The following is a 25,810-nucleotide window of genomic DNA, read 5'->3' as shown; positions in this document are numbered from 1 at the left end:
CGGCAGCCAGGACGGCGGGATCCACGGCATCGAGGGCGAGGACGGCCACGACGCCGGCGTCGGCCAGCAATCGTGCGATGCGCGCGAGATGAATCGCTGCGGAGCGCACGTCGGGGGACAGGTCGAGAGCGCTGCGCAGTGCCGCGCCGTCGAGTGCGTACGCGTTGCGTCCGCGCGCCGTGAGGGCATCCTCGATGCTCGCGGTCGACGCGGTGGTGTCGTCGTCCGGGGTCAATGCCAGCAGGACGGCGCCGCGCTGACCCGTCCGCGCGGCACGGTCGTCTGCGGACAGGGCGGACGGTGTCCACGCGACGCCCTCACCCCTCGCCGCGATGTCCCGCGCGCCTTCGACGATGCCGGCGGCGACGGTGTCGTTGGTGTGCTCGTCGACCAGGATGAACGCCCCGGCGTCACGATTGTCCACGTAGTGATCGCTGACGACGATCGCGCTGGTCCGCACCGTGACCCGCGCGATGTCGTTGAGGGACAACGCTGCCGGGCCGGGCGACTCGTCGAGAGTCTCGGGATCCAGGCGCGAGTGGATGCGGTGCACGGTTGCGCGCACCGTCGTCGTCGTGTGCTTGAGTGCCACGCGATCGCCGACGGCGATGGGCTGCTCACCGAGCCAACAGACCGTCGCGTCGATCTCGCGGGCGAGCACGGGCAGATGCGCACCGTCGCGGCCGCTGACGAGCACGTCGCCGCGGGCGACGTCGATGTCGTCGGCCAACTCCACCGACACGCTCAGGGGTGCGACCGCCACGTCGCGGTTCTCGTCGAGGGTGTCGAGGGCGGTGACGACGCTGCGCGAGCCCGAGGGGAGCGCGACGACGGGGTCACCCACCTGCAAGGTGCCGGCGGACAGGCGGCCGGTGTAGCGGCGGCGCTCGCCGACCGTGGGACGTGAGACCCACTGCACCGGCAAACGCAGCTCGGTGGCGACCGGAGCCGGCGCGGCGAGGTCGATGCCCTCGAGGTGGTCGAGCAGGGTCGGACCGTCGTACCAGGGCATCGCCGCCGAGCGGTGGACGACGTTGTCGCCCGGCTTCGCGGCGATGGGGATGACGAGGATCTCCGTACCCAGACGTGCGCCGAGGGCGGCCAGTTCCTTCTCGACCGCGCGGAAGCGCGCCTCGTCGTACCCGACGATGTCCATCTTGTTGACGGTGGCCACCAGGCGGTCCACCCCGACGAGCGTCGCGATGCGTGCGTGGCGTCGAGTCTGGCGCAGCACTCCTGCGCGCGCGTCGACCAGCAGGATGGCCACGTTGGCGTTGGACGCACCGGTGAACATGTTGCGGGTGTACCGCTCGTGGCCCGGGGTGTCCGCCAGGACGTAGCTACGGGTGGGGGTGGAGAAGAATCGATACGCCACGTCGATGGTGATGCCCTGCTCGCGCTCGGCGCGCAGGCCGTCCGACAACGCGGCGAGGTCCGCGACGCCGTCCTCGTCCGTCACGGACTCGAGGTGGTCGAGCGGAAGGCTGTCGGTGTCGTGCAGCAGCCGTCCGATCAGCGTCGACTTGCCGTCGTCGACCGACCCGGCCGTGGCGATGCGCAGCAACTGGCGCGGGGCCACACCGCCGGAGTCGGGGGAGGCGTCGGCACCGGGCCGAACGTCGGTGACGGTCATCAGAAGTACCCTTCGCGTTTGCGATCTTCCATGGCGGCGCTGGACGTGCGGTCGTCGGCGCGGGTCTCCCCGCGCTCGGAGACGGTGGCGGCGGAGATCTCTCGGATCACGCCGGCGATGTCGGTGGCCTGCGATCGCACGGCACCGGTGATGGTCAGGTCGCCCACCGTGCGGTAGCGCACGGTCTCGACGCGCGCCTGCTCGTGCTCCGTCGGGGAGGTGAACTCCGAGGTGGCGAGCAGGATGCCGTCGCGCTCGAAGACCTCGCGCTCGTGCGCGAAGTAGATGGAGGGCAGTTCCAGCTGCTCGAGCTCGATGTAACGCCAGATGTCGAGTTCGGTCCAGTTGGACAGCGGGAACACGCGCACCTGCTCGCCCCGCTTGATGCGACCGTTGTAGAGCGACCACGGTTCCGGCCGCTGGGCTCGGGGGTCCCACTGCCCGAACTCGTCGCGGAAACTCAGGACGCGTTCCTTGGCGCGAGCGCGCTCCTCGTCGCGGCGGGCGCCGCCGAACGCCGCGTCGAACTTGTTGGCCTCCAACGCATCCAGCAACGTGCGGGTCTGCAGACGGTTGCGCGACCCGCTGGGACCGCCGACCTCGCGCACGCGCCCGGAGTCGATGGATTCCTGCACCGACGCGACCACCAGACGATGGCCGGCCTCGGCGAGCCGCCGGTCGCGGAACTCGATGACCTCCGGGAAATTGTGGCCCGTGTCGACGTGCATGACCGGGAACGGCACCGGCGACGGCCGGAACGCCTTCTCCGCCAGCCGCAGGAGCACGATGGAGTCCTTGCCGGCCGAGAAGAGCAGGACCGGGCGCTCGAGTTCGGCGACGACCTCTCGGATGATGTGCACGGACTCCGCTTCGAGAGCGCGCAGCTCGTCGACGTGGGTGACGTCGACGACCCGTTCGGCAGCCGCGGTCATCGCGTTCCTTCCTCGGTCGAATGCAGGCCGCACTCGGTCTTGGTGCTTCCGGCCCAGCGCCCGCTGCGCGGATCCGCTCCGGGCGCGGGCTTTGCGGTGCACGGCGCGCACCCGATGGACGGGTAGCCCTCCGCCACCAGGGGATTGACGAGAATGCCGTGGCGGTCGATGTAGTCCTGCATGTCGTCGTCCGACCACGCCGCGATGGGGTTGATCTTGACCAGACCGAACGCCTCGTCGAAGGACACCAGCGGCGCGTTGGCACGCGTGGGCGCCTCCACCCGACGGATTCCGGTGACCCAGGCGCTGTAGTTGGCGAGTTCGCGCTTCAGGGGCACCACCTTGCGCAACGCGCAGCAGCGGGCGGGGTCGCGCGCGAAGAGATCCTTGCCCTCGAGGCGGTCCTGCTCGGCGACGGACACGGTGGTGGCCGCGTCGATCACGTTGACGCCGTACACCTGCTCGACCGCGTCACGGGTCCCGATGGTCTCGGGGAAGTGGTAGCCGGTCTCGAGGAACAGCACGTCCACGCCCGGGTGGATCTGCGCGGCGAGGTGCACCAGCACCGCGTCCTGCATGTTGGAGGCGACGATGTAATCGTCGCCGAACGTGTCCTCGGTCCACCGGAGCAGGTCCTCGGCCGAGGCGTCGACCAGATCGCGGGCGCCGCGCTCGGCGATCTCCCGGAGTTGCTGCTCGGACAGATGGCGGTGCGTGGCAACGCTCATGACACACCCTTTCGCGAGGAGGTGGTGGGGTGGTGCAATCCGACGCGCGTCACTGCAGATCCGCGTCGTCCGCGCGCACGGCCCACTGGGCGAAGCGCTCGCCCTCCGTGCGGTGCTTGACGAAGTTGCGCACCACGCGGTCGATGTAGTCGCCGAGCTCGGCGCTGGTGACCTTGTGCTGCCGCAACTTTCGGCCGAACGCGCTGTCGAAGCCGAGGCTGCCGCCGAGGTGGACCTGGAATCCTTCCACCTGTCCGCCCTGCCCGTCGTCGACCAGCTGGCCCTTGAATCCGATGTCGGCGACCTGCGAGCGCGCGCAACTGTTGGGGCAGCCGTTGATGTTCACGGTGATCGGCACGTCGAGCTGCGCGTTGATGTCCGCCAGTCGCTCCTCGAGCTCGGGCACCAGCACCTGGGAACGCTTGCGCGTCTCGGCGAAGGACAACTTGCAGAACTCGATCCCGCTGCACGCCATGAGGTTCCGGCGCCAGGCGGACGGGCGCGCGGGCAGGCCCAGCGCGTCCATCTCGACGATGAACTGCTCGAGCTTCTCGTCGGCGATGTCGAGGACGATCAGCTTCTGATACGGGGTGAAGCGCATGCGGTCCGACCCTGCCCGCTCGGCGGCGTCCGCCACCTTCTGCAGGATCGTGCCGGACACGCGACCGGCGATCGGGGCGAGTCCCACCGCGTTCAGCCCGTTCCGGAGCTTCTGCACGCCGACGTGGTCGATGGGACGCGTGGGCTTCTCGGGCGCCGGCCCGTCCAGCAGCGGCCGCTTCAGGTACTCGGTCTCGAGAACCTCGCGGAACTTCTCCACGCCCCAGTCCTTGACCAGGAACTTCAGCCGCGCCTTGTTGCGCAGGCGGCGGTAGCCGTAGTCGCGGAAGATCGACACCACGCCCTCCCACACGTCGGGCACCTCGTCGAGCGGCACCCACACGCCGAGACGCTGCGCGAGCATGGGGTTGGTGGACAGCCCGCCGCCGACCCAGAGGTCGAGGCCCGGGCCGTGCTCGGGGTGGTTCACGCCGATGAACGCGACGTCGTTCACCTCGTGCACCACGTCCTGCTGACCGGAGATCGCGGTCTTGAACTTGCGCGGCAGGTTCGAGTACTCGGGCTTGCCGATGTAGCGCTCGACGATCGCGTCGATGGCCGGGGTGGGATCGAGCACCTCGTCGATAGACTCCCCGGCGAGCGGGGAACCCAGCACGACGCGGGGGCAGTCGCCGCACGCCTCGGTGGTCTTCAGACCGACCGCTTCGATGCGACGCCAGATCTCGGGCACGTCCTCGACGCGGATCCAGTGGTACTGGACGTTCTCCCGATCGGAGAGGTCGGCGGTGTCGCGGCCGAACTCCGTGGAGATCTCGCCGAGAGTGCGCAGCTGCTGCGCGGTCAGGGCGCCCGCGTCACAGCGGATGCGCATCATGAAGTACTTCGCTTCGAGGAGATCGATGTTCTCGTCGCCGGTGAACGTGCCGTCGTACCCCTGCTCGCGCTGGGTGTAGAGACCCCACCAGCGGAACCGGCCTCGCAGATCGCTCTTGTCGATGCTGTCGAAGCCCTGCTTGGAGTAGATGTTCTCGATCCGCGCCCGCACGTTCAGCGGGTTGTCGTCCTTCTTGTTCTGCTCGTTCGGGTTCAGCGGCTCCCGATAGCCGAGCGCCCACTGGCCCTCGGAGCGGCGTTTGGCCGGCCGCGGCGATCGTGCCCGGGGTGCGGACGGTGCGGGGGGTGCGGTCTCAGGTGTCGTCACGAAGTTCGCGCTCCAGAAGAGTCGGGGCGCGGGCGGGAGCGAGAGGGTCCGGCGGGCTGGTCCGCACACCTCGTCCCCGACCGGCCGGGAGTGTGCGGGCTGGCGGGAAGGTCAGACGATGGGCCCCAGACAGCTGCAGACGCGCGCGAGATCGACGTGGCGGCGAGCCACCAGCATGATCTCCACGACGGTCATGCGCCACATTCTGCCACGGCGGGCGGACGCTCCCGTCGTGCGGCCTCGTCGGCTCTCGATGGCCGGACCGACCGGACCGATCCGACCGGACCGACCGGGGCGATCGACCCGACCGGCGGGGAGGACAATCGACGCGGTGACCTCTCCACCCCTCGCCACCGCGTCGGCACACCCGCTGCCGAGCGCGGCGTTCTCGCGGCCCGCCCACCCGTTCGGGCTCTATCTCCACGTTCCGTTCTGTGCGACACGGTGCGGTTACTGCGACTTCAACACCTACACCGCGGGTGAGCTCGGCAGCTCGGCGTCTCCGCAGTCGTGGCTCGACGGGGTCCGCCGGGAACTGGAATCGGCTGCGGCGGTCTTCGACCGCGAGGCCGGGAGCGTGCCCACGGTGGACACGGTGTTCGTGGGCGGCGGAACGCCGTCGTTGCTCGGCGCGAGCGGTCTGACCGACCTGCTGGACGCGGCCCGGGCCGCCTTCGACCTGGCGCCGGACGCCGAGGTGACCACCGAGTCCAATCCGGAGTCGACCTCCCCGGCGTTCTTCGACGGCATCCGCGCCGCGGGCTACACCCGTGTCTCCCTGGGCATGCAGTCCGCGGCACCGCACGTTCTCGCCGCGCTCGATCGGACCCACACGCCCGGTCGCGCCGTCGCCGCGGCGAGGGAAGCCGCCGACGCGGGATTCGCGCACGTCAACCTCGATCTCATCTACGGGACGCCGGGTGAGGAGGACGCCGACCTCGACGCGTCGCTCGCCGCCGTGCTCGAGGCGGGCGTCGACCACGTCTCGGCCTACGCGCTCATCGTCGAGGACGGGACGGCGCTGGCCCGACGCGTGCGGCGCGGCGAGATTCCGCTTCCCGACGACGACGTCCTCGCGGCCCGCTACGAACGCATCGACGCGACGCTCGGTGCGGCCGGCTTCGCCTGGTACGAGGTGTCCAACTTCGCACGCGGCGAGGACGCCGCCTGCCGGCACAACCTCGGCTACTGGGACGGCGGGGACTGGTGGGGCATCGGGCCCGGAGCGCACAGTCACGTCGGCGGCACTCGGTTCTGGAACGTCAAGCACCCGGCCCGCTACGCGGACATCGTGTCCGGTGGCCTGCTGCCCGTCGCCGACAGCGAAGTGCTCACCGACGACGAACGTCACCTCGAGCGGGTGATGCTCACGGTGCGGCTGCGCTCGGGCGTCGCGGCGAAGGACCTCCGCCCGGCCGAGCGCGACCGCGCCGACGACGCCGTCCGCTCCGGACTGCTCGCACGGAACGGCGACCGCTACGTCCTCACCGACCGCGGCCGACTTCTCGCCGACGGCGTCGTCCGGGACGTGCTCGACTGAGCGGGCTGTCGGTGAGCTATCTCACGATGGCGTCGTAGTCGAAGACCCGGGCGTGCAGCACGGTCCGGTTCCGCAAAGCCGCGCGCACCGCGCGGTGCAGACCGTCCTCGAGGTAGACGACGCCGCGGAACTGCACCGCGTGGGGGAACAGGTCGCCGTAGAACGTGCTGTCCTCGGACAGCAGCCGATCGAGTTCGAGCACCTTCGTGGTGGTGACGATCTCGTCGAGTCGCAGCTGCCGCGGCGGGATCTTGGACCAGTCCCGCAGGGACAGACCGTGCTCGGGATACGGCTTGCCGTCGCGCACTCCCTTGAAGATCACTCCCGTCACAGTAGAGGTGGTCGGCCACACGGGGTAGGGCCGCCGGTCGGCGACTAGAATCGGCTGGTCGGGCAGGACGAGCGTGAGGGAGGAACGAGTGTCGACGACCGAGGATCGACGTTTCCAGGTCCTCCGTGCTCTGGTGGCCGATTACGTCGCCACCCAGGAGCCGATCGGATCGAAGGCGCTGGTCGAGCGCCACAACCTGGGAGTGTCCAGCGCCACCGTGCGCAACGACATGGCCGTACTCGAGGCGGAGGGGTACATCACCCAGCCGCACACCAGCTCCGGCCGCATCCCCACCGACAAGGGGTACCGACAGTTCGTCGACCGCATCTCCGACATCAAGCCGCTCTCCGCCGCCGAGCGGCGGGCCATCCTGCAGTTCCTCGATTCGGGCGTCGATCTCGACGACGTCCTGCGTCGGGGCGTCCGGCTCCTGGCCCAGCTGACCCGGCAGGTCGCCGTCGTCCAGTACCCCACGCTGTCGGCGTCGTCGGTGCGCCACCTCGAGGTGGTCGCGTTGACGCCGGCGCGGCTGCTGCTGGTCCTGATCACCGATTCCGGTCGCGTGGACCAACGGATCGTCGAACTCGGCGACGTCATCGACGACGAGGATCTGTCCCGCCTGCGGGCGCTGCTCGGTGGCGCGTTGGAGGGCAAGCGTCTGGCGCAGGCGTCGATCGCCGTGTCGGAACTGGCCGACGATGCCCCGGACGATCTGCGCGACGCCGTGATTCGTTCCGCGACCGTCCTGGTCGAGACGCTGGTCGAGCACCCCGAGGAGCGCCTGGTGCTCGGCGGAACCGCGAATTTGACCCGCAACGCCGCCGACTTCGCCGCGCTCAGCGGATTCCCCGGCTCGCTGCGGTCCGTTCTCGAGGCGCTGGAGGAGCAGGTGGTGGTCCTCAAACTGCTCGCCGCGACCCAGGAGACGGGCCGGGTGACGGTGCAGATCGGCGAGGAGACCAAGGTGGAGGAGATGCGCGGCGCGTCCGTGGTGTCCACCGGCTACGGTTCCGCGGGAAACATTCTCGGGGGTCTCGGCGTTCTCGGACCGACACGGATGGACTACCCCGGAACCATCGCCTCGGTGGCGGCGGTGGCCCGCTACATCGGGGAAGTCCTCGCGGAACGGTGACCCGCGCGGGGTACCCGACCACGACCTGTACGACCACTGCACGCACCTGTACGACGACGATCACTACACAGAGGACATGAGCACTCACGTGGCACGCGATTACTACGGCACCCTGGGCGTCGACAGCAAGGCCAGCGACCAGGAGATCAAACGCGCCTACCGCAAGCTCGCGCGGGAGTACCACCCGGACGTCAACCCCGACGAGGCCGCGCAGTCCAAGTTCAAGGACATCAGCGCGGCGTACGAGGTGCTGTCCGACCCGGAGAAGCGCCGCATCGTCGACCTCGGCGGCGACCCGCTCGAGAGCGGCGGCGGGGGCGCGGGCGGCTTCGGCGGTGCGGGCTTCGGTGGCGGTCTGGGCGACGTCTTCGAGGCGTTCTTCGGTGGCGGGGGCGGGGGTACCCGCGGTCCGCGTGGCCGGGTGCAGCCGGGCTCGGATTCGCTGCTGCGCACCACGCTGACCCTCGAGGAGTGCGCCACCGGCGTGACCAAGCACATCGCCGTGGACACGGCGATCCTCTGCGACGTGTGCACCGGATCGGGCACCAACGGCGACTCGAAGCCCGTGCGCTGCGAGACCTGTGGCGGCGCCGGTGAGGTGCAGTCGGTCCAGCGGTCGTTCCTCGGCCAGGTGATGACGGCGCGTCCGTGCCCCACCTGCCGCGGCGCCGGCGAGACCATCCCGGATCCCTGCCGCAAGTGCGCAGGCGACGGCCGGGTGCGTGCCCGTCGTGACCTGGCGGTGAAGGTGCCCGCCGGCGTCGGCAGCGGCATGCGGATCCGCCTCGCGGGCCAGGGCGAGGTCGGCCCCGGCGGTGGACCCGCCGGAGACGTCTACGCCGAGGTGGTCGAGAAGACCCACTCGACGTTCGTGCGCGACGGCGACGATCTGCACTGCACCATCCGGGTGCCGATGGCCGAGGCGGCGCTGGGGACGCAGGTGACCATCGAGGAGATCCTCGGCGGACCCACCGAGATCTCCATCGAGCCCGGGACCCAGCCGGGTGCCGTGCAGGTCCTGCGCGGCCACGGCATGCCGAAGCTGCGGAGCGGCGTCCGGGGTGATCTGCACGCCCACCTCGAGGTCGTGATTCCCGCCCGCCTGGACTCCACCGAGACCAAGCTGCTCAAGCAGTTGCGCAAGCACCGCGAGCGCGACCATGCCGAGGTGGTCACCACCTCGTCCCAGCACACGGGCGGTCTGTTCTCGCGCCTGCGCGACGCGTTCTCCCGCTGACCCGTGGTCGCCAGCGTCTATCACCTCGCCGACGTGCCGGCGGTCGGCGCGCGCGGGGTGCTGGACGGCCCCGAGGGTCGACATGCCGTCACCGTGCGCCGCACCGTGACCGGGGAGCGCATCGCGCTCTCGGACGGGCGGGGGACGCTGGCCACCGTCGAGGTGGTCGGGACGGCGCGCGACTCCCTGGACTTCGTCGTCGACGAGGTACGGACGGTGCCCGGGCCGACGCCGCCCGTCACCGTCGTGCAGGCGCTACCGAAATCGGATCGGGCGGAACTCGCCGTGGAGACGGCCACCGAGGCCGGTGTCGACGTGATCGTGCCGTGGCAGGCGTCGCGGTGCGTCTCGCGGTGGTCCGGTCCGAAGGCGGAGAAGGGCGTGACCAAGTGGCGCCACGCGGCGCTGGCCGCGGCCAAGCAGTCGCGACGCGCGCTGTTCCCCGAGGTCGCCGACCTCGCCTCGACGGCGGACGTCCTGGACCTCGTCGCGGACTGTGTGCAGCACGGCGGCGTGGCGCTGGCGCTGCACGAATCGGCGCGGGAGCCCCTGGCGGACGCCGGGCTGCGATCGGCGTCCCGGATCGTGCTGGTGGTCGGGCCCGAGGGCGGGCTGTCCGACGAGGAGCTCGCGGTGCTGTCCGAGGCCGGCGCCCGCCCGACGATTCTGGGGCCGACGGTGCTGCGGACGTCCACGGCGGCGTCGGTGGCCCTGGGGGCGATCGGGGTGTTGACCGACCGATGGTCGGGTGGGTCGCCCCTGGCGATTTCGCCCACGGAGCAGCCCACGGAGTAATCGGAATGCGCTGTCGGTGGGCGCGGTTAGACTCGATGTCAGTCCGGACACCGTAGTTCACGAGCACCGAAAGCAGGCCATACCGCACACGTGACAGACAACGTTTCTCGTTCCTCGGCCGCCCGGTCGGCTCGGGTCTCGGCCCGCCCGCTGCTCAGCGAGGCCGCCGTGCCCGCGACATCGGAATCCTTCGAACTCGACCCGGCCGTCATGTTCCCGCTGCTGGGGTCGGCCGACGAGAACCTGCGGGCTCTCGAGCAGGTGTTGTCCGCCGACGTGCACGTGCGCGGCAACGTCGTGACGCTCGACGGAGCACCGTCCGACATCGTCGTCGGCAAGCGGGTGCTGACCGAGCTCGCGGGCGTGGTCGCGGCCGGTGGTCCGGTCACGCCGGACGCGGTGCGGCGCACCGTCGCGATGCTGCACGGTGGGGTCAGCGAGACGCCGGCCGAGGTGCTCAGCCTGGACATTCTGTCGCGACGCGGCAAGACGATCCGTCCGAAGACGCTGAACCAGAAGCGTTACGTCGACGCGATCGACGCGAACACCATCGTCTTCGGGGTGGGTCCGGCCGGTACCGGCAAGACCTATCTCGCCATGGCGAAGGCCGTGCAGGCTCTGCAGGCGAAGCAGATCTCACGCATCATCCTGACTCGGCCCGCGGTCGAGGCGGGGGAGCGGTTGGGGTTCCTGCCCGGCACGCTGCACGACAAGATCGATCCCTACCTGCGCCCGCTGCACGATGCGTTGCACGACATGATGGACGTCGAGGCGATTCCGAAGTTGATGCAGGCCGGGATCATCGAGGTCGCGCCACTGGCCTACATGCGTGGCCGCACGCTCAACGATGCGTTCATCATTCTCGACGAGGCGCAGAACACCACCGCCGAGCAGATGAAGATGTTCCTGACCCGGCTCGGCTTCAACTCCAAGATCGTCGTCACCGGCGACATCACGCAGGTGGACCTGCCGGGCGGTTCGACGTCGGGTCTGCGCGCGGCCACGGAGATCCTCACCGACATCGACGACATCCACTTCGCCCGGCTCGATTCGTCGGACGTCGTGCGTCACCGCCTCGTCTCGAGCATCGTCGACGCCTACGACCGCCACGACGCGGCACGCGGCAACGACGGACCGAATCGCGCTGCTCGTCGCCGGTGATTCCGGTGAGACCCCGACGGTCGTTTACGGTGATCGCATGAGCATCGAGGTCTCCAACGAATCCGGAATGGACGTCGGCGAGGAGGACCTGATTTCCGTGGCGCGGTTCGCGATCGCGCGCATGGACGTCCACCCGGCGGCGGAGCTGTCGATGGTGCTGGTGGATTCCCCCACCATGGCCGATCTGCACATGCGGTGGATGGACCTGCCGGGACCGACCGACGTGATGTCGTTCCCGATGGACGAGCTCGAGCCGGGTGGTCGGCCGGACGCTCCGGACCCCGGTCCGTCCATGCTGGGCGACATCGTGCTGTGTCCGTCGTTCGCGGCCGACCAGGCGGAGAAGGCCGGGCACTCGTTGGCGCACGAGTTGGCGCTGCTCACCGTGCACGGTGTGTTGCACCTGCTGGGGTACGACCACGCGGAGCCGGACGAGGAGAAGGAGATGTTCGGTCTCCAGAACAGTCTGCTCGAGGAGTGGTACGAGAGCCTGCGTCGCACGGAGCGCGAGGCCGCTGCCGCCGAGCGCGACAGTCGGCTCCTGGGCAAGACCGGCTTCACCTCGCCCGGTGGTGAGTCCGCCCGGTGACCGACGCTCCGGCCCTCATCGTGCTGGCGGTGCTGCTGGTACCGCTGGGAGGCCTGTTCGCCGCCGTCGACTCGGCCATCAACACGGTGTCCTCGGCACGCGTCGAGGAGATGGTCAAGGACCAGCGGGGCGGCGCCGTCGAACTGCTGCGCGTGCTCGCCGACCGGCCCCGCTACGTGAACCTCATGGTGCTGCTGCGCATCCTGTGCGAGATCGGCTCGACGGTCGTGTTCGCGGGTGCCTTGCTGGATCTGCTCGACCCCGCCGTCGCACTGGGCGTCGCCGCGGCGGTCATGGTGGTGGTGGACTACGTCGTCATCGGCGTCGGGCCCCGCACGCTCGGTCGCCAGCACGCGTACTCCCTCTCGCTCGGCGCGGCCTACCCGCTCCGGGCGCTCGGGGTGCTGCTGAGTCCGATCAGCCGACTGCTGATCCTCGTGGGCAACGCCCTCACGCCCGGCCGCGGGTTCCGTAACGGGCCGTTCGCCTCCGAGATCGAACTGCGGGAACTGGTCGATCTCGCGCAGGAACGCGGCGTCGTGGCCGCCGAGGAACGCCAGATGATCCAGTCCGTCTTCGAGCTGGGCGACACCTCCGCGCGCGAGGTCATGGTGCCCCGCACGGAAATGGTGTGGATCGAACGCGGCAAGTCGGCCGGCCAGGCCACCACTCTCGCCGTGCGCAGCGGACACTCCCGTATCCCCGTCATCGGAGAGAACGTCGACGACATCCTCGGCGTCGTGTACCTCAAGGACCTCGTCGAGCGGACCTACACGTCGTCGGACGGGGGACGCAGCGTTCGGGTCGACGACATCATGCGACCGGCCGTCTTCGTACCCGACTCGAAGCCGCTCGACGGCCTGCTCGCCGACATGCAGCGCGACCGGAACCACATGGCCGTGCTCGTCGACGAGTACGGCGGCACGGCCGGATTGGTGACCATCGAGGACGTGCTCGAGGAAATCGTCGGGGAGATCGCGGACGAGTACGACACCGACGAGGTGGCGCCCGTGGACCCGCTGGACGACGGTCGGATTCGCGTGTCGTCGCGGCTCCCGCTCGAGGATCTGGGCGAGCTGTTCGACGTCGAGATCGACAACGACGAGGTCGACACCGTGGGTGGTCTGCTGTCCTACGAGATCGGCCGCGTGCCCCTGCCCGGCTCGGTGGTCGAGGCGCACGGCCTACGGCTGATCGCCGAGGGCGGGCGTGACGCCCGTGGGCGCGTGCACGTGCACACGGTGTTGGCCGAGAAGCTCGCCCGAGACGACGAGGACCCCACCGACGGCGGGTCGAGTCGAGACAGACAGTCCCCCGGATCGGCCGACGGCGCCGAGACGCAGCGTGAGGAGCATCGCAGATGACCGGAACCGATCAGGGCGACGAGACGGAGTTCCGATCCGGCTTCGTGTGCTTCGTGGGCCGGCCGAACACCGGCAAGTCCACTCTGACCAACGCGCTGGTGGGCAGCAAGATCGCGATCACGTCGTCACGCCCGCAGACCACGCGCCACACCATCCGCGGCATCGTGCACCGAGAGCACGCACAGCTCATCCTGGTGGACACGCCCGGGTTGCACCGTCCCCGCACCTTGTTGGGGCAGCGGCTCAACGATCTGGTTCGGGACACCTACTCCGAGGTCGACGCCATCGGCTTCTGCATCCCCGCCGACGAGAAGATCGGCCCCGGTGACCGGTTCATCCTCGAGCAGGTGCGCGCCAACGCGCCGCGTACTCCGGTGGTCGGGCTGGTCACCAAGATCGACAAGGTGTCCAAGCAGCGGCTCATGGAGCAGTTGGTGGCCGTCTCGAACCTCCTGGGCGGAGACGCCGAGGTGGTGCCCGTGTCCGCGGCGTCGGGGGAGCAGGTCGAGGTGGTCGTCGACGTCTTCGCGTCCGTGCTGCCTCCCGGCCCGGCGTTCTACCCCGACGGCGAGCTGACCGACGAGCCCGAGGACACCATGATGGCCGAGCTCATCCGCGAGGCCGCGCTGGAAGGCGTGCACGACGAGCTCCCGCACTCCCTCGCCGTGGTCATCGAGGAAGTCCTGCCCCGCGAGGGCCACGAGAACATGCTCGACGTCCACGCCATCCTCTACGTCGAGCGGCAGTCGCAGAAGGCGATCGTCATCGGCAAGGGCGGCGCGCGACTCCGCGAGGTGGGGACCGCCGCCCGGACGCAGATCGAGAAGCTCCTGGGAACCAGGGTCTACCTCGACCTGCACGTCAAGGTGGCCAAGGACTGGCAGCGCGACCCGAAGCAGATGGGCAAGCTCGGCTTCTGACGGCATTCCTGCGCGGGTTGTGGTCGGGTGCACCGGTTGCAACCCGTGCGGGTGGCTGGAGCCTGAGCGGGTGTGGTTGGGGCGCGGCGTCCGAGGCTCGTGCCGGTGATGGCCGCGACGAAGTCGCTCCGGTTCCAGCAACCTGCTCCTGTTGCGACCGGAGCAGGTTGCGGAAACCGGAGCAGGTTGCGGAAACCGGAGCAAGTAGCGAGCTGCGCAGGTTGTAGCCGAATGCACAGGTTGCAACCGGTGAGGGTGACCGGAACCTGAGCAGGTGGCGAGGTGCGCGGGTTCTGGTCGGGTGCACCGGTTGCAACCCGAGCGGGTGGCTGCAACCGGTGCACCTCGAGGACTGCTCGGGTCAGGACAGGTGTTCGGGCTGAGGGTGCGACTTGTGCCCCTCGTCCGACCGGACGCTGTCCTGCCCGTCACCCGACGCCGCGTGCCCCGCCGAAGCCGGGGTCAGGGACACCACGATGCCCTTGGAGGTGGGGCAGTTGCTCTCTGCTGCCGTGGAATCGAGCGGCACAAGGGGGTTGGTCTCGGGGTAGTAGGCCGCCGCCGAACCCTTGGGCGTGGCGTACTCGACGATGCGGAAGTTCTCCGCGCAGCGCACCCTGTCGTCGCCGTCCCACCGGGTGGTGATGTCGACGAAGTCCCCGTTCCGGAAGCCCAACTCGGCGATGTCGCCGCGGTGCATGAAGATCACGCGGCGACCACCCTCGATGCCGCGGTAGCGGTCGGACAGTCCGTAGATGGTGGTGTTGAACTGATCGTGACTCCGGAACGTCTGCAGCAGCAGGTGTTTCGGCGGGACCTGCAACGCCTCGATGGGCGAGACGGCGAACTGGCCGAGACCCGATTCGGTCTGGAACGTGCGCGAATCCCGCGGCGGGTGGGGGAGGACGAAGCCGCCGGGACGGCGGACGTTCACCTCGTATCCCGCGCACCCCGGAACGACGCGCGAGATGTGCTCGCGGATGTTCCGGTAGTCGTCGCGGAAACCCTTCCAGTCCAACCCGTATCGGTCGCCGATGGTGGCCTCGGCGATGCGGGTCAGGATCTCCACCTCGGACTTCAGGTACGGGCTCGCCGGCTCGAGTGGGCCGCGCGAGGAGTGCACCGAGCAGGTGGAGTCCTCCACCGAGATCCACTGCGGCCCACTGGCCTGGATGTCCTTCTCGGTCCGTCCCTTCGTGGGCAGGATCAGCGCCGTGTCCCCGCACACCAGGTGCGATCGATTGATCTTGGTGGAGATGTGCACCGTCATCCGGGTGTTGCGCAGCGCCTGGAACGTCACGTCGGAATCCGGTGCGGCCTGGGCGAAGTTGCCGCCGAGTCCCAGGAAGAAGTGCGCCTTGCCGTCACGCATGGCCCGGATGGAATCGACGGTGTCCAACCCGTTCGCCCGCGGCGGGTCGAAGCCGAACTCCTTCTGGATCGCATCGAGGAAGTGCTGGGGCGCGCGCTCCCAGATGCCCATGGTGCGGTCGCCCTGGACGTTGGAATGCCCGCGCACCGGCAGCAGCCCGGCCCCACGCTTGCCGATGTTCCCCTGCAGGAACGCGAGATTGGTGATCTCCTTGACGGTGTTGACCGCGTTGTGGTGCTGGGTGATGCCCATGGCCCAGCAGAAGACGGTGGCCGAGGAGTCGCGGAGCATCCGGGCCGCGTCGGTGATGACGGCTCGGGTCAGCCCGGTGGTGGCTTCCACCTCCGCCCAGTCCAGCGTCTCGATGTGCTGCTTCCACAGGTCGAACCCGGTGGTGTGGTCGCGCACGAACTCGTGATCGACGGCGCCCCACTCGAGCAGGAGATGCCCGAAGGCCTGGAACAGCGCCAGGTCGCCGTTGATGCGCACCGGCAGGTGCATGTCCTCGAGATCGGTTCCGGGACCGATCATTCCGCGCGGTGTCTGCGGGTTCTTGAAGTTGATCAGACCGGCCTCGCGCAGCGGGTTGATCGCGAGGATCTTGGCGCCGTTCTTCTTCGCCTTCTCGAGGGCGGAGAGCATGCGCGGGTGGTTGGTGCCCGGGTTCTGCCCGGCCAGAACGATCAACTCGGCGTCGTAGACGTCGTCGAGCGTGACGCTGGCCTTGCCGATGCCTATCGACTCCTGCAGGGCGATCGACGTCGACTCGTGGCACATGTTGGAGCAGTCCGGCAGGTTGTTGGTGCCGTAGGCCCGCACGAAGAGCTGATAGACGAATGCCGACTCGTTGGACGCGCGGCCGGAGGTGTAGAACACGGCCTCGTCCGGATCGAGTGCACGCAGCTGCGCCCCGATGAGGTCGAACGCCTCGTCCCAGTCGATCTCCTCGTAGTGGGTTCCGCCGGGCCGCTTGACCATCGGGTGCGTGATGCGGCCCTGCTGGCCCAGCCAGTGCTCGCTGTGCGAGTCCAGCTCGGCGATGGAGTGACGGGCGAAGAAGTCCGGGGTGGCGCGACGGGTGTCGGCTTCCTCGGCGACTGCCTTGGCGCCGTTCTCGCAGAACTCGGCAGTGTGTCGATGGCCGGGGTCGGGATCCGGCCACGCGCAACTCATGCAGTCGAAGCCCTCGGCCTGATTCAGGTCCAGCAGCGTCTTCGCCGTCCGGATCGGACCCATTCGGTCGAGCGACCGGTACATCGACACCGCGACGGCGGTGGGCCCGGCAGCGTGGGTCTTGGGCTTCTCGACGGACAGATCCGCTTCGTCGTAATCACGCACTCCGCGTGTACTCATGGCCACACTCTCTCTTCGACTCGTCCCCCCGCATCGGACGTCACTCGACAGTAACCGTGACGTCGGACTCGACATCGGCGATCGGGGTGTTCGCGGTTCGTGTACCCGTCGGAGCGCCCGGATACCGTGTCGGGAGTGCGCACTCGAACCGTCTCCGATTCCGTCGTCGTCGCGGCCTCGCCCGACGAGGTCTACGCCGCTCTCGCCGACCCCACCCGCATGGCGCAGTGGAGTCCGGAGAACACCGGCGCCGTCGTCGCCGACCCGCGACGCGGCGGAACCTACGTCGGGATGACGTTCGTCGGCACCAACCGGCGTGGGGGAGCGCGGTGGTCGACGCGGTGCGTCGTCACGGCGGCGGAGCCGGGCCGACGCTTCGCATTCGCCGTCCGGGCGATCGGGGTGGGCCGGCCGATCCTCCCGACGCCGATCGCGTCGTGGGAGTACCGATTCGAGCCCGTCGACGGCGGCACCCGGGTCACCGAGACCTGGACCGACGACCGTCCGTGGCCGGACGCCCTGGCCGCCGCCTTCGACAAGGTGGCGACGCGCGGCAGCCTGTTCGCCGACTTCCAACGCCGCAACATCGCCCGCACGCTCGCGTCGCTGCAGCAGGATCTCGGCGCACCCTGAGGCCGTCCCGTCGGGACGCGCCGACGTGCCACACTGGACCACGTGGGTGAGTCGTGAGGTCCTACCGGGATCACGCCGTCGTCCTGCGTGAGCACAAGCTCGGCGAGGCCGATCGCATCGTCACGCTGTTGACGCGGGACCACGGTCTGGTGCGCGCCGTGGCCAAGGGCGTGCGGCGTACGACGTCGAAATTCGGTGCGCGGCTCGGTCCGTTCGCGCACATCGACGTCCAGTTGTATCCGGGCCGGAACCTCGACATCGTCACCCAGGTGCAGACGGTGAACGCCTTCGGCGCCGACATCGTCGCCGACTACGCCCGCTACACGACCGGGTGCGCGATCCTCGAGACGACGGAGCGGCTCGCGGGCGAGGAACATGCCCCGGCCCCGCGGCTGTACTCGCTGACCGTCGGTGCCCTCCGGACCCTCGGCTCCGGCGAGCGACCGCCGGAACTGGTTCTCGACGCCTTCCTGCTGCGGTCCATGAATTTCGCCGGGTGGGCCCCGTCGCTGACCGAGTGTGCGACGTGCTCTGCGCCGGGCCCGCTGCGGGCGTTCCACGTGGCGGCCGGCGGTGCGGTCTGCACGCAGTGTCGGCCGGCCGGATCGGCCACCCCGGGAACCGGCGTCCTCGATCTCATGGCCGCCCTGCAGAGCGGTGACTGGCCCGCGGCCGTGGCGACGTCGGAGTCGGTGCGGACGCAGGCGAGCGGTCTGGTGGCCGCACATCTGCAATGGCACCTCGAACGGCAACTGCGGACCTTGCCGCTGGTCGAGCGCGGTGCCCCCGCGGCCGGGGCCGTCGGGCAGGATGAGACCCGTGATCCGTCGTCGCGAGCAGCCGACCCCGTCCGATAGTGGTGCCGTGCGTCCGCCGAGCCCGCACCCGTCGGGGGCGCGGGCGCCGATCCTGCAGCCCGAGCTGATCCCGCGACACGTCGCGCTGGTCATGGACGGCAACGGACGGTGGGCGCAGGACCGCGGACTGCCTCGCACGGCCGGCCACGAACGCGGCGAGGCGGTGCTCATGGACACCGTGGAGGGCTGCATCGAGGTCGGCGTGCGCTGGCTGTCGGCGTACGCGTTCTCCACCGAGAACTGGCGACGCAGTCCCGACGAGGTCAAGTTCCTCATGGGCTTCAACCGCGACGTCATCCGTCGACGTCGCGACGAGATGCACGAGATGGGCGTCCGGGTGCGGTGGGCGGGGCGACGACCGCGCTTGTGGCGCAGCGTGATCCGCGAGCTCGAGATCGCGGAGGAGCTGACGAGGGACAACACCGTCATGACGCTGACGATGTGCGTCAACTACGGCGGCCGCGCCGAGATCGTCGACGCCGCTCGGGAGATCGCGCGGCGGGCCGCGGCCGGGCAGCTCGATCCGGAGAAGATCTCCGAGGCGTCGTTCGCCCGCTACCTCGACGAGGCCGACATGCCCGACGTCGACCTGTTCCTGCGGCCGTCCGGCGAGCAACGCACGTCGAACTTCCTGCTCTGGCAGTCGGCCTACGCCGAGATGGTGTTCCAGGAGAAACTGTTCCCGGACTTCGACCGCCGCGATCTGTGGGCCGCGTGCGTCGAGTTCGCCTCGCGGGACCGACGATTCGGGGGAGTGAAATGAGCGAGCACGACGTGGTCGCGGCTCTGCAGGACCGGGCCCGGGTGGTTCTCGGCCAGTTCGCCGACGTCACCGTGGCCGACGATGGATCGCTCGGCTTCACGTACGCGGGCGCCCTCTGCTCGTTGCGGGCGGTCGCGCTGGGACCGGGCCTCGAGGTGCTCGCGTTGACGTCGGTCCTCGCCTGGGATCGACCGTCGTCCGGTGGGCTGCGCGCGAAAGTCGCTGCGCGCAACGCCGAATCGCAGTTCGGGTCGATCTCGGTGATCGGTCACGGATCGCAGGCCGACGTCATCCTGCGCTACACCTTCCCGGCCACCGGACTCGACGACGAGCCCCTGATGACCATGCTGGTCCTGGTGCTGTCCGGCGTCGAGAAGGCGCGCGTCGGCCTGGTGCCCTGACGCGCCGCACCGTCGAGATCAGGCCTTCGCCGCGCACTCGCTGCACAGGCCGAAGATCTCCGCCGTGTGGCTGACGTCGGAGAAGCCGTGCTCACCGGCCACCGACTTCGTCCACCGTTCCACCGCGGCGCCCTCGACCTCCACGGTGAATCCGCAGGTTCGACACACCAGATGATGGTGGTGACCGTCGGAACAGCGGCGATATACCGACTCGCCCGAATCGGTGCGCAGCACGTCCAGGGTGCCCGCGTCGGCCATCGCCTGCAGAGTGCGGTAGACCGTGGTCAGGCCGATGCCGTCGCCGCGCCGTCGCAACTCGTCGTGCAGGTCCTGCGCCGACCGGAACTCGTCGACCGTGTCGAGCAGCTCGGAAATCGCGCTGCGCTGCTTGGTCGACCGCAGGCCGACGGTCTTCGCCACGTTCATCGATCGGTACCGTCGGTCGCCTGCGCAGATCCGTCGGTCGCCTGCGCAGATCCTTCGATTGCATGCGCAGATCGTTCGGTCGCATGCTCGGATCCTTCGGTCGCATGCTCCACTGCATCCACCACGATGTGCGCCAGGTGGTCGTCCACCAACCGATACAGCACTTCACGCCCGGACCGCTCACCGTGCACCACCCCGGCGGCCTTCAGCACGCGCAGATGCTGGCTGATCAGCGGCTGAGTGACGCCGAGCGCGCCGACCAGCTCGTGTACGCACCGCGCCGATTCACGCAGCTGGAGCACGATCGCGATCCGCACCGGCGCGGCGAGCGCGCGCAGCAGATCCCCGGCGCCGGTCAGCACGTCCTTGGGCGGCAGATCCGTCGCCGGGTGGGGGAGGGTCGGGCCGGAATCCGGCACCGCGTGCGGCACGCTCATGGAGAGAACACCCCGTCGTCCAGTCGTCGTTATTGGAAATCGTAATCATTGTGATATGCGCGACGGCGCATGTCAACCGGGGCGCTCCGCGGACGCGGTGGACCGCGAACCCCCACCGGGCCGATAGTCTGATGTGTCGCGGCCGGACACACCACGTCCGCGCCCCGCCACCACCGACTCACGACCCGAGATGGAGAACTGGCCCCGTGGCTCCGAAGTCCAAGATCGATACCGTCGCCAACCTGGCCAAACGCCGGGGACTCGTCTACCAGTGCGGCGAGATCTACGGCGGTACCAAGTCCGCGTGGGACTACGGCCCCCTCGGCGTCGAGCTCAAGGACAACATCAAGAAGCAGTGGTGGCGCAACATGGTCACCAGCCGCGAGGACACCGTCGGCCTCGACTCCTCGGTCATCCTCCCGCGTGAGGTCTGGGAGGCGTCCGGGCACGTCGAGACCTTCTCCGACCCGCTGGTCGAATCGCTCCACACCCACAAGCGCTACCGCGCCGACCACCTCCTCGAGGCGTACGAGGAGAAGCACGGTCACCCGCCGGAGAACGGCCTCGCCGACATCCGCGACCCCGAGACCGGTGAGCCCGGCTCGTGGACCGAACCCCGCGCGTTCTCCGGGCTGCTCAAGACCTTCCTCGGCCCCGTGGACGACGAGGCAGGCCTGCACTACCTCCGCCCCGAGACCGCCCAGGGCATCTTCGTCAACTTCGCCAACGTGCTCACCACGTCCCGCAAGAAGCCGCCGTTCGGCATCGGCCAGATCGGCAAGAGCTTCCGCAACGAGATCACGCCCGGCAACTTCATCTTCCGTACCCGCGAGTTCGAGCAGATGGAGATGGAGTTCTTCGTCAAGCCCGGCGAGGACGAGCAGTGGCACCAGTACTGGATCGATTACCGCATGAAGTGGTACACCGACCTCGGCATCGACCCGGAGAACCTGCGCCTCTACGAGCACGCGCAGGAGAAGCTCTCGCACTACTCCAAGCGCACCGTCGACATCGAGTACCGCTTCGAGTTCCAGGGCAGCGCATGGGGTGAGCTCGAGGGCATCGCCAACCGCACCGACTTCGACCTCTCCACGCACGCCAAGCACTCCGGCCAGGACCTCAGCTTCTACGACCAGGCCGCCGACGAGCGCTACACCCCCTACGTCATCGAACCCGCAGCGGGACTGACCCGATCGCTCATGGCGTTCCTCGTCGACGCGTACCACGAGGACGAGGCCCCGAACGCCAAGGGCGGCGTGGACAAGCGCACCGTGCTGCGCCTCGACCGGCGCCTCGCCCCGGTCAAGGCCGCGGTGCTCCCGCTCAGCCGCAACGCCGACCTCACGCCCAAGGCGAAGGATCTCGCGGCCACGCTGCGTCAGCACTGGAACGTCGAATTCGACGACGCCGGCGCCATCGGTCGCCGCTACCGCCGCCAGGACGAGATCGGTACCCCGTTCTGCATCACGGTCGACTTCGACACCCTCGACGACCACGCCGTGACCATCCGCGAACGCGACTCCATGGCGCAGGAGCGGGTCGCCCTCGACCAGGTCGAGGGCTACCTCGCCGCCCGGCTGATCGGGAGCTAGAACCGGCCTCCGGAGCTCCTGCCTATCCGCCCCGAGGACCCCGACCCACCGAAGGACCGGGGCCCGCCACCGAAACCGCCGTAGCCTCCGCTGCGGCGGTTTCCGTAGGTGCGGCCGCCGCCGAAGCCGCCGCGCAGCACACTGTCGATCAGGACTCCGGTGAGGACGCCGCCGGCCGCGGACCCGCCGCCGTAGCCGCCGGAGTGCCGCGGCCGCTGCGTCGCCTCCCAGTCGGCGACGTCGGCCTGCGCGGCGTGCGAGGCCTGCGCGGACAACGACAGGGCGGCCGCGGCGTGCTGCAGTGCGCGCGGCGCGTCGGACTCGGCGAGCTGCTGCGCGGCCTGCAGGTGCCGTTCCGCTTCCGCCAGCCGGGTGCGGGCCTGCACCTTCACGGCACCGCTGCGCGAGGCGACGAACTCGTTCGCCGCCCGGACCTGCGCGGACGCCGCCGCGAGATCGCGGGCGAGACGCGCGCGGGCGTGCTCGTCGCGCTGCTGCGCCTCCGTCGCCGCGGCGAGCGCGTCGTCGAGCGCCGCGTCGGCGGACACGAGAGCGTGCATCGCCCCCAGCGGATCGGTGGTGCCGGACCGCTCGGCCCGGTCGATCGCGGCGACGGTCGCCGACCGCGCCGACGCCAACGCCTCGCCGCCGTGCGTCGCCAGCCGGTCCGCCGTCGCCACGTCCTCGCGGGCGTCGGCGATCGCGGCGGGCAGCTGGTCGACGGCCGCGACGATGTCCTCGTCCGCGTGATCGACCGCGTCGAGCAGCGTGCGGGCGCGGGTCAGTGCACTCTCCGCGGTGCGCACCGCGGCGACCACGGGCCCTTGCCGACCGACCGGCTGCGCGGCGGCGTCCCGACCGTCGTCGATCGCCGACTCGGCCAGCGTGAGCTGTTCGGTCGCGAGCGTGACGTTGTCGGCCACGGGGGCGAGCACGGACGCGTCGTACCGGGACCGCAACGACTCCAGCGTGGCCGCGCAGCCGTCCAGGCGCGCCGTCTGTTCGACCTGCCGCTGGGTCAGTGCGTCCAGCCGCGCGCCGGCGTCGATCAGCAGGTTGCGGATCTCGTCGAACTCGGCCACCTTCTCGTCCAGCACGCGGTCCGCCTCGGCGCACGAGGTGATGATCCGCTCGACCATCCGGCGACGCTCGTCCGGTGACTCCGGGATCGCGTCGTCGAGACGCTGGCGCAGCTCGTGGGCCTCGGCGAGCGCGCGACGGGCGTCGGCCAGCGCCGTCGTGAAGGGGCGGGCGCCGGCCTCGCCGAGTTCGCCCGTGGCCGCGGCCAATTCCTCGGCGCTGGCCCGCACGGCTTCGTCCGTCTCGGTGAGGATCTCGCGCGCCCGCTCGTCGAGCACGTCCGCGGGCAGCGCGGCCAGCGCCGCCGGATCGCTGCCGTCGACCGTGCGCGCCGCCTCGGCCGCCGCGTGACGACGGCGGGCGGTCCGGATGCGTCCGAAGGCGAGGGCGCCGACGACCACCAGGACGAGGACGGCGAGGGCGACCCACAGTCCGGCCGATCCGGAGCCGGTGGTCGAGACGGCCTTCGCGAGGCCGGTGGCCGCGGCGGTGGCCGCCCCGGCCCATTGCTCCTCGCGCAAGGCGGGTTCGATGCTGCTCTGCTCGAGGTCGGAGATCTCCGAGTTCGAGATGGCGGTCTGCGCCTGCGGCACGTTCAGGGTGTAGGACCGGGCGACGGTGGCGACGGCGAGCAGGATGTCGCGGTCGCCGAAGTCGCTGGCGACGGCGGTGCGCTCACCCCATTGCGCGTACGGGACGCCGGAGAAGTCGTCGACGAGCACCACCCACAGCCGCAGGCCCTGATCGGTGTAGAGACGGTCGACAGCGGCCTCGACCTCGGCGCGGTCGCCGTCGTCGAGGACCCCGGCGAGGTCCGTGACCTGCTCCGGAACACGGAACGGCTCCTCGGCGCTCGCGACACCGCCGCCCAGCAGGGTGGTCAGCAGGATCAGCGCGGCGAGCACGCAGCGGGCCGTTCGCGTCGAGGCCGGAGTCATGGGGGGAACCTACCGCGATCGGACCCGTGACAGTCGTCATGGCGAAGACGTGACGCTCGGCCGAGGGACGAGGCCGCCGCGGCGAGCATCGTCGTTCCCATGACATCGAACCCGCACATCACACCGGCCGTCGAACTCGACGGCCTGCAGAAGAGCTTCGGCTCCGTCACCGCGGTGGACGGTCTGTCCCTGACCGTCCACCCCGGTGAGATCGTCGCCTTCCTCGGCCCCAACGGCGCCGGGAAGACCACCACCCTCGACATGCTGCTCGGGCTGACCCGGCCGGACCGCGGCACGGTTCGCGTCTTCGGCGCGACGCCGCGCGAGGCGGTGGCGTCGGGTCGGATCTCGGCCGTTCTCCAGTCGGGGGGCCTGCTGCGCGACGTCACCGTCGCCGAGACCGTGCGGCTCGTGGCCGCTCTCCACGCGAGTGCGCGTCCCGTGGACGAGGTCCTGGAACGCGCCGGCATCACCGACATCGCCGACCGTCTCGTGGGGAAGTGCTCCGGCGGTCAGCAGCAGCGGCTCCGGTTCGCGCTGGCTCTGCTGCCGGACCCGGACCTGGTGGTGCTCGACGAGCCGACCACCGGCATGGACACCCTCGGGCGCCGCGACTTCTGGGCCGCGATGCGCGCCGACAGCGCCCGCGGGCGAACCGTCCTGTTCGCCACCCACTACCTCGAGGAAGCGGACGCCTACGCCGACCGCATCGTGCTCGTGCGTGCCGGCCGCATCGTCGCCGACGGGACCGCCGCGGAGATCAAGAACCTCGCGGCGGGTCGGCGCATCACCGCCGTCGTCACGGACGTCAATCGTGCCGCGCTGCTGAGCATTCCGGGAGTCGACGACGTGCAGAGCCAGGGCGACCGGATCGTCGTGCACAGCACGCGATCGGACCTGGTGGCGCGCCACCTGCTGACGACCACCGACGCGCGGGATCTCGAGATCGTCCCGCGCAGCCTCGAGGACGCCTTCCTGAGTCTCACCACCGACACCACCGACACCCTCACGACCGCCGGGAGCCCCGCATGACCACCACCACTGTCGACCGTCCTCGGTCCGTGCCCGCCCATGGCGGCTTCAGCCTGCTCTTCCTGGGCCTGGAGCTGCGCCGCATGCTGCGCAATCGCCGCACGATCGTCTTCACCGTGCTCGTCCCGCCGATCTTCTTCGCCGTGTTCGGACTGTCCGGCGACTATCGGACGCAGACGATGGGATCGGCCAATCTCACCGGCTACATCATGGTGAGCATGGCGCTCTACGGCGCGATGCTCGCGACCACCAGCGGCGGCGCCATGGTCTCGATCGAGCGCGGCGTGGGGTGGAGTCGGCAACTACGGCTCACCCCCCTCGACCCCGTCGCCTACGTCGCCACCAAGGTCCTCGTCGCCATGGCCCTGGGTCTGGTGTCGGTGACCACGGTGTTCGCGGTCGGCGCCGCCACGGGGGCGCACCTCACCGCCGCGGCGTGGGTGTCGTGCTTCCTGCTGGCCTGGGTGACCTCCGTCGTCTTCGCCGCCTTCGGCCTCTTCATGGGGTACGTGTTGCCCTCGGAGAACGTCATGCAGATCCTGGGGCCCGGTCTGGCGTTGCTCGCCTTCGCCGGTGGCCTGTTCGTCCCCGCCAGTGGGTGGTTCGCCGACGTGGCGAAGGTCGTGCCCACGTGGGGCGTCGCCACCATCGCCCGCGCTCCGATCGGGGAGGTGACGGCGGCGAATCTCGGCGAGGCGATCGTCAACGTCGTCGTGTGGACGACGGTGTTCGTCCTCGGCGCTCGGGCGATGTTCCGGCGCGACACCGCCCGCGGTTGACCCGGCGTGACCGACGGCACGCG

Annotated in this window: 23 protein-coding genes and 2 pseudogenes; 15 read left to right on the top strand and 10 right to left on the bottom strand. The window is 69.9% G+C overall.

Annotation, left to right across the window (positions count from 1 at the left end; all coding sequences use genetic code 11):
• Positions 1-31: 31 nt before the first annotated feature.
• The 5 genes and pseudogenes from RC2_RS11430 to RC2_RS19385 all read right to left on the bottom strand — a co-directional run.
• Positions 32-1,633 (bottom strand): annotated as a pseudogene (locus tag RC2_RS11430) (GTP-binding protein); the annotation flags it as partial.
• Positions 1,633-2,565: a sulfate adenylyltransferase subunit CysD gene (gene cysD / locus RC2_RS11425; protein ID WP_068146939.1), complete on the bottom strand. Its 933-nt coding sequence runs from the start codon at positions 2,563-2,565 to the stop codon at positions 1,633-1,635. The gene cysD and the pseudogene RC2_RS11430, both read right to left, overlap by 1 nt.
• A complete protein-coding gene (locus RC2_RS11420; protein ID WP_068146936.1) occupies positions 2,562-3,293 on the bottom strand; it encodes a phosphoadenylyl-sulfate reductase in 732 nt (243 codons plus the stop codon). The genes cysD and RC2_RS11420 overlap by 4 nt, the downstream gene beginning before the upstream one ends.
• Positions 3,294-3,342: 49 nt before the next feature.
• On the bottom strand, positions 3,343-5,055 hold the full coding sequence (locus RC2_RS11415; RefSeq protein ID WP_068146933.1) for a nitrite/sulfite reductase: 1,713 nt from the start codon (positions 5,053-5,055) through the stop codon (positions 3,343-3,345).
• Positions 5,056-5,166: 111 nt separating this feature from the next.
• Complete coding sequence (locus RC2_RS19385; protein ID WP_315774186.1) at positions 5,167-5,259, bottom strand: putative leader peptide; 93 nt, start codon at positions 5,257-5,259, stop codon at positions 5,167-5,169.
• A 166-nt stretch (positions 5,260-5,425) separates the two neighbouring features.
• Between RC2_RS19385 and hemW the strand changes: the two genes are divergently transcribed.
• Positions 5,426-6,595: a radical SAM family heme chaperone HemW gene (gene hemW, locus RC2_RS11405; RefSeq protein WP_068147222.1), complete on the top strand. Its 1,170-nt coding sequence runs from the start codon at positions 5,426-5,428 to the stop codon at positions 6,593-6,595.
• 16 nt (positions 6,596-6,611) lie between these two features.
• On the opposite strand, the gene RC2_RS11400 is transcribed toward hemW, so the two are convergent.
• Entirely contained in the window at positions 6,612-6,917 is a 306-nt protein-coding gene (locus RC2_RS11400) for a type II toxin-antitoxin system VapB family antitoxin (RefSeq protein ID WP_068146926.1), read from the bottom strand.
• 97 nt (positions 6,918-7,014) lie between these two features.
• Here RC2_RS11400 and hrcA point away from each other — a divergent pair, with 97 nt between their 5' ends.
• From hrcA to era, 7 genes are all read left to right on the top strand, one after another.
• Entirely contained in the window at positions 7,015-8,058 is a 1,044-nt protein-coding gene (gene hrcA, locus RC2_RS11395; protein ID WP_068146922.1) for a heat-inducible transcriptional repressor HrcA, read from the top strand.
• Positions 8,059-8,146: 88 nt separating this feature from the next.
• The gene (dnaJ, locus tag RC2_RS11390) at positions 8,147-9,295 is read left to right on the top strand and encodes a molecular chaperone DnaJ (protein ID WP_068147220.1); all 1,149 of its coding nucleotides are present in this window, start codon (positions 8,147-8,149) and stop codon (positions 9,293-9,295) included.
• Between the two features lie 3 nt (positions 9,296-9,298).
• Positions 9,299-10,090 carry a 16S rRNA (uracil(1498)-N(3))-methyltransferase gene (locus RC2_RS11385; protein WP_068146918.1) on the top strand — a complete coding sequence of 264 codons (792 nt, stop codon included), beginning with the start codon at positions 9,299-9,301 and terminating at the stop codon, positions 10,088-10,090.
• Between the two features lie 210 nt (positions 10,091-10,300).
• Complete coding sequence (locus tag RC2_RS11380; RefSeq protein ID WP_082895441.1) at positions 10,301-11,251, top strand: PhoH family protein; 951 nt, start codon at positions 10,301-10,303, stop codon at positions 11,249-11,251.
• A 37-nt stretch (positions 11,252-11,288) separates the two neighbouring features.
• Positions 11,289-11,840, top strand: a complete 552-nt coding sequence (gene ybeY / locus RC2_RS11375; RefSeq protein WP_068146915.1) for an rRNA maturation RNase YbeY — start codon at positions 11,289-11,291, stop codon at positions 11,838-11,840.
• The gene (locus RC2_RS11370; protein ID WP_068146912.1) at positions 11,837-13,204 is read left to right on the top strand and encodes a hemolysin family protein; all 1,368 of its coding nucleotides are present in this window, start codon (positions 11,837-11,839) and stop codon (positions 13,202-13,204) included. Before ybeY ends, RC2_RS11370 begins: the two co-directional genes overlap by 4 nt.
• Complete coding sequence (gene era, locus RC2_RS11365) at positions 13,201-14,124, top strand: GTPase Era (RefSeq protein WP_068146908.1); 924 nt, start codon at positions 13,201-13,203, stop codon at positions 14,122-14,124. Before RC2_RS11370 ends, era begins: the two co-directional genes overlap by 4 nt.
• Positions 14,125-14,485: 361 nt before the next feature.
• Here the strand turns inward: era and RC2_RS11360 are convergent, their stop codons facing one another.
• Positions 14,486-16,849 carry an FdhF/YdeP family oxidoreductase gene (locus RC2_RS11360; protein WP_068146905.1) on the bottom strand — a complete coding sequence of 788 codons (2,364 nt, stop codon included), beginning with the start codon at positions 16,847-16,849 and terminating at the stop codon, positions 14,486-14,488.
• A 135-nt stretch (positions 16,850-16,984) separates the two neighbouring features.
• Between RC2_RS11360 and RC2_RS11355 the strand changes: the two genes are divergently transcribed.
• The 4 genes from RC2_RS11355 to RC2_RS11340 are packed head-to-tail and all read left to right on the top strand — an operon-like array spanning position 16,985 to position 19,503.
• Positions 16,985-17,482: an SRPBCC family protein gene (locus tag RC2_RS11355; RefSeq protein ID WP_068147214.1), complete on the top strand. Its 498-nt coding sequence runs from the start codon at positions 16,985-16,987 to the stop codon at positions 17,480-17,482.
• A 53-nt stretch (positions 17,483-17,535) separates the two neighbouring features.
• Positions 17,536-18,339 (top strand): DNA repair protein RecO, encoded by an 804-nt coding sequence (gene recO, locus RC2_RS11350; RefSeq protein WP_068146902.1) that lies wholly within the window; start codon positions 17,536-17,538, stop codon positions 18,337-18,339.
• Complete coding sequence (locus tag RC2_RS11345) at positions 18,293-19,102, top strand: isoprenyl transferase (protein ID WP_068146899.1); 810 nt, start codon at positions 18,293-18,295, stop codon at positions 19,100-19,102. The genes recO and RC2_RS11345 overlap by 47 nt, the downstream gene beginning before the upstream one ends.
• Positions 19,099-19,503 (top strand): hypothetical protein, encoded by a 405-nt coding sequence (locus RC2_RS11340; RefSeq protein ID WP_068146896.1) that lies wholly within the window; start codon positions 19,099-19,101, stop codon positions 19,501-19,503. Before RC2_RS11345 ends, RC2_RS11340 begins: the two co-directional genes overlap by 4 nt.
• Before the next feature lie 18 nt (positions 19,504-19,521).
• Here RC2_RS11340 and RC2_RS11335 read toward each other — a convergent pair whose 3' ends face one another.
• Positions 19,522-19,929: a Fur family transcriptional regulator gene (locus RC2_RS11335; RefSeq protein WP_068146893.1), complete on the bottom strand. Its 408-nt coding sequence runs from the start codon at positions 19,927-19,929 to the stop codon at positions 19,522-19,524.
• A gap of 92 nt (positions 19,930-20,021) precedes the next feature.
• Positions 20,022-20,366: pseudogene (locus RC2_RS19060) on the bottom strand (ArsR/SmtB family transcription factor); the annotation flags it as partial.
• A 206-nt stretch (positions 20,367-20,572) separates the two neighbouring features.
• Here RC2_RS19060 and RC2_RS11325 point away from each other — a divergent pair.
• On the top strand, positions 20,573-21,958 hold the full coding sequence (locus RC2_RS11325; RefSeq protein ID WP_068146891.1) for a glycine--tRNA ligase: 1,386 nt from the start codon (positions 20,573-20,575) through the stop codon (positions 21,956-21,958).
• Here RC2_RS11325 and RC2_RS11320 read toward each other — a convergent pair.
• Complete coding sequence (locus tag RC2_RS11320; protein ID WP_068146887.1) at positions 21,955-23,976, bottom strand: TPM domain-containing protein; 2,022 nt, start codon at positions 23,974-23,976, stop codon at positions 21,955-21,957. The genes RC2_RS11325 and RC2_RS11320 overlap by 4 nt on opposite strands.
• A 99-nt stretch (positions 23,977-24,075) precedes the next feature.
• On the opposite strand from RC2_RS11320, the gene RC2_RS11315 reads away from it, so the two are divergent.
• Both RC2_RS11315 and RC2_RS11310 read left to right on the top strand, forming a co-directional pair.
• Complete coding sequence (locus tag RC2_RS11315) at positions 24,076-25,008, top strand: ABC transporter ATP-binding protein (RefSeq protein WP_068146885.1); 933 nt, start codon at positions 24,076-24,078, stop codon at positions 25,006-25,008.
• Entirely contained in the window at positions 25,005-25,787 is a 783-nt protein-coding gene (locus RC2_RS11310; RefSeq protein ID WP_068146883.1) for an ABC transporter permease, read from the top strand. The genes RC2_RS11315 and RC2_RS11310 overlap by 4 nt, the downstream gene beginning before the upstream one ends.
• The last annotated feature ends 23 nt before the right edge of the window (positions 25,788-25,810 follow it).

Origin of the sequence: Rhodococcoides corynebacterioides NBRC 14404 (genome assembly GCF_001894765.1) — a bacterium.
Taxonomy (GTDB): domain Bacteria; phylum Actinomycetota; class Actinomycetes; order Mycobacteriales; family Mycobacteriaceae; genus Rhodococcoides; species Rhodococcoides corynebacterioides.
The sequence above is the reverse complement of the archived record's forward strand: the minus strand, read 5'-3'. Positions and strand labels throughout refer to the sequence as shown.

Excerpts from the sequence above, each read along its gene's own strand:
- cysD (WP_068146939.1), bottom strand. The coding sequence starts at position 2,565 with ATGACCGCGGCTGCCGAACGGGTCGTCGACGTCACCCACGTCGACGAG.
- RC2_RS11420 (WP_068146936.1), bottom strand. The coding sequence starts at position 3,293 with ATGAGCGTTGCCACGCACCGCCATCTGTCCGAGCAGCAACTCCGGGAG.
- RC2_RS19385 (WP_315774186.1), bottom strand. The coding sequence starts at position 5,259 with ATGTGGCGCATGACCGTCGTGGAGATCATGCTGGTGGCTCGCCGCCAC.
- RC2_RS11380 (WP_082895441.1), top strand. The coding sequence starts at position 10,301 with ATGTTCCCGCTGCTGGGGTCGGCCGACGAGAACCTGCGGGCTCTCGAG.
- ybeY (WP_068146915.1), top strand. The coding sequence starts at position 11,289 with ATGAGCATCGAGGTCTCCAACGAATCCGGAATGGACGTCGGCGAGGAG.
- era (WP_068146908.1), top strand. The coding sequence starts at position 13,201 with ATGACCGGAACCGATCAGGGCGACGAGACGGAGTTCCGATCCGGCTTC.
- RC2_RS11360 (WP_068146905.1), bottom strand. The coding sequence starts at position 16,849 with ATGAGTACACGCGGAGTGCGTGATTACGACGAAGCGGATCTGTCCGTC.
- RC2_RS11345 (WP_068146899.1), top strand. The coding sequence starts at position 18,293 with ATGAGACCCGTGATCCGTCGTCGCGAGCAGCCGACCCCGTCCGATAGT.
- RC2_RS11340 (WP_068146896.1), top strand. The coding sequence starts at position 19,099 with ATGAGCGAGCACGACGTGGTCGCGGCTCTGCAGGACCGGGCCCGGGTG.
- RC2_RS11335 (WP_068146893.1), bottom strand. The coding sequence starts at position 19,929 with ATGAACGTGGCGAAGACCGTCGGCCTGCGGTCGACCAAGCAGCGCAGC.
- RC2_RS11320 (WP_068146887.1), bottom strand. The coding sequence starts at position 23,976 with ATGACTCCGGCCTCGACGCGAACGGCCCGCTGCGTGCTCGCCGCGCTG.
- RC2_RS11315 (WP_068146885.1), top strand. The coding sequence starts at position 24,076 with ATGACATCGAACCCGCACATCACACCGGCCGTCGAACTCGACGGCCTG.
- RC2_RS11310 (WP_068146883.1), top strand. The coding sequence starts at position 25,005 with ATGACCACCACCACTGTCGACCGTCCTCGGTCCGTGCCCGCCCATGGC.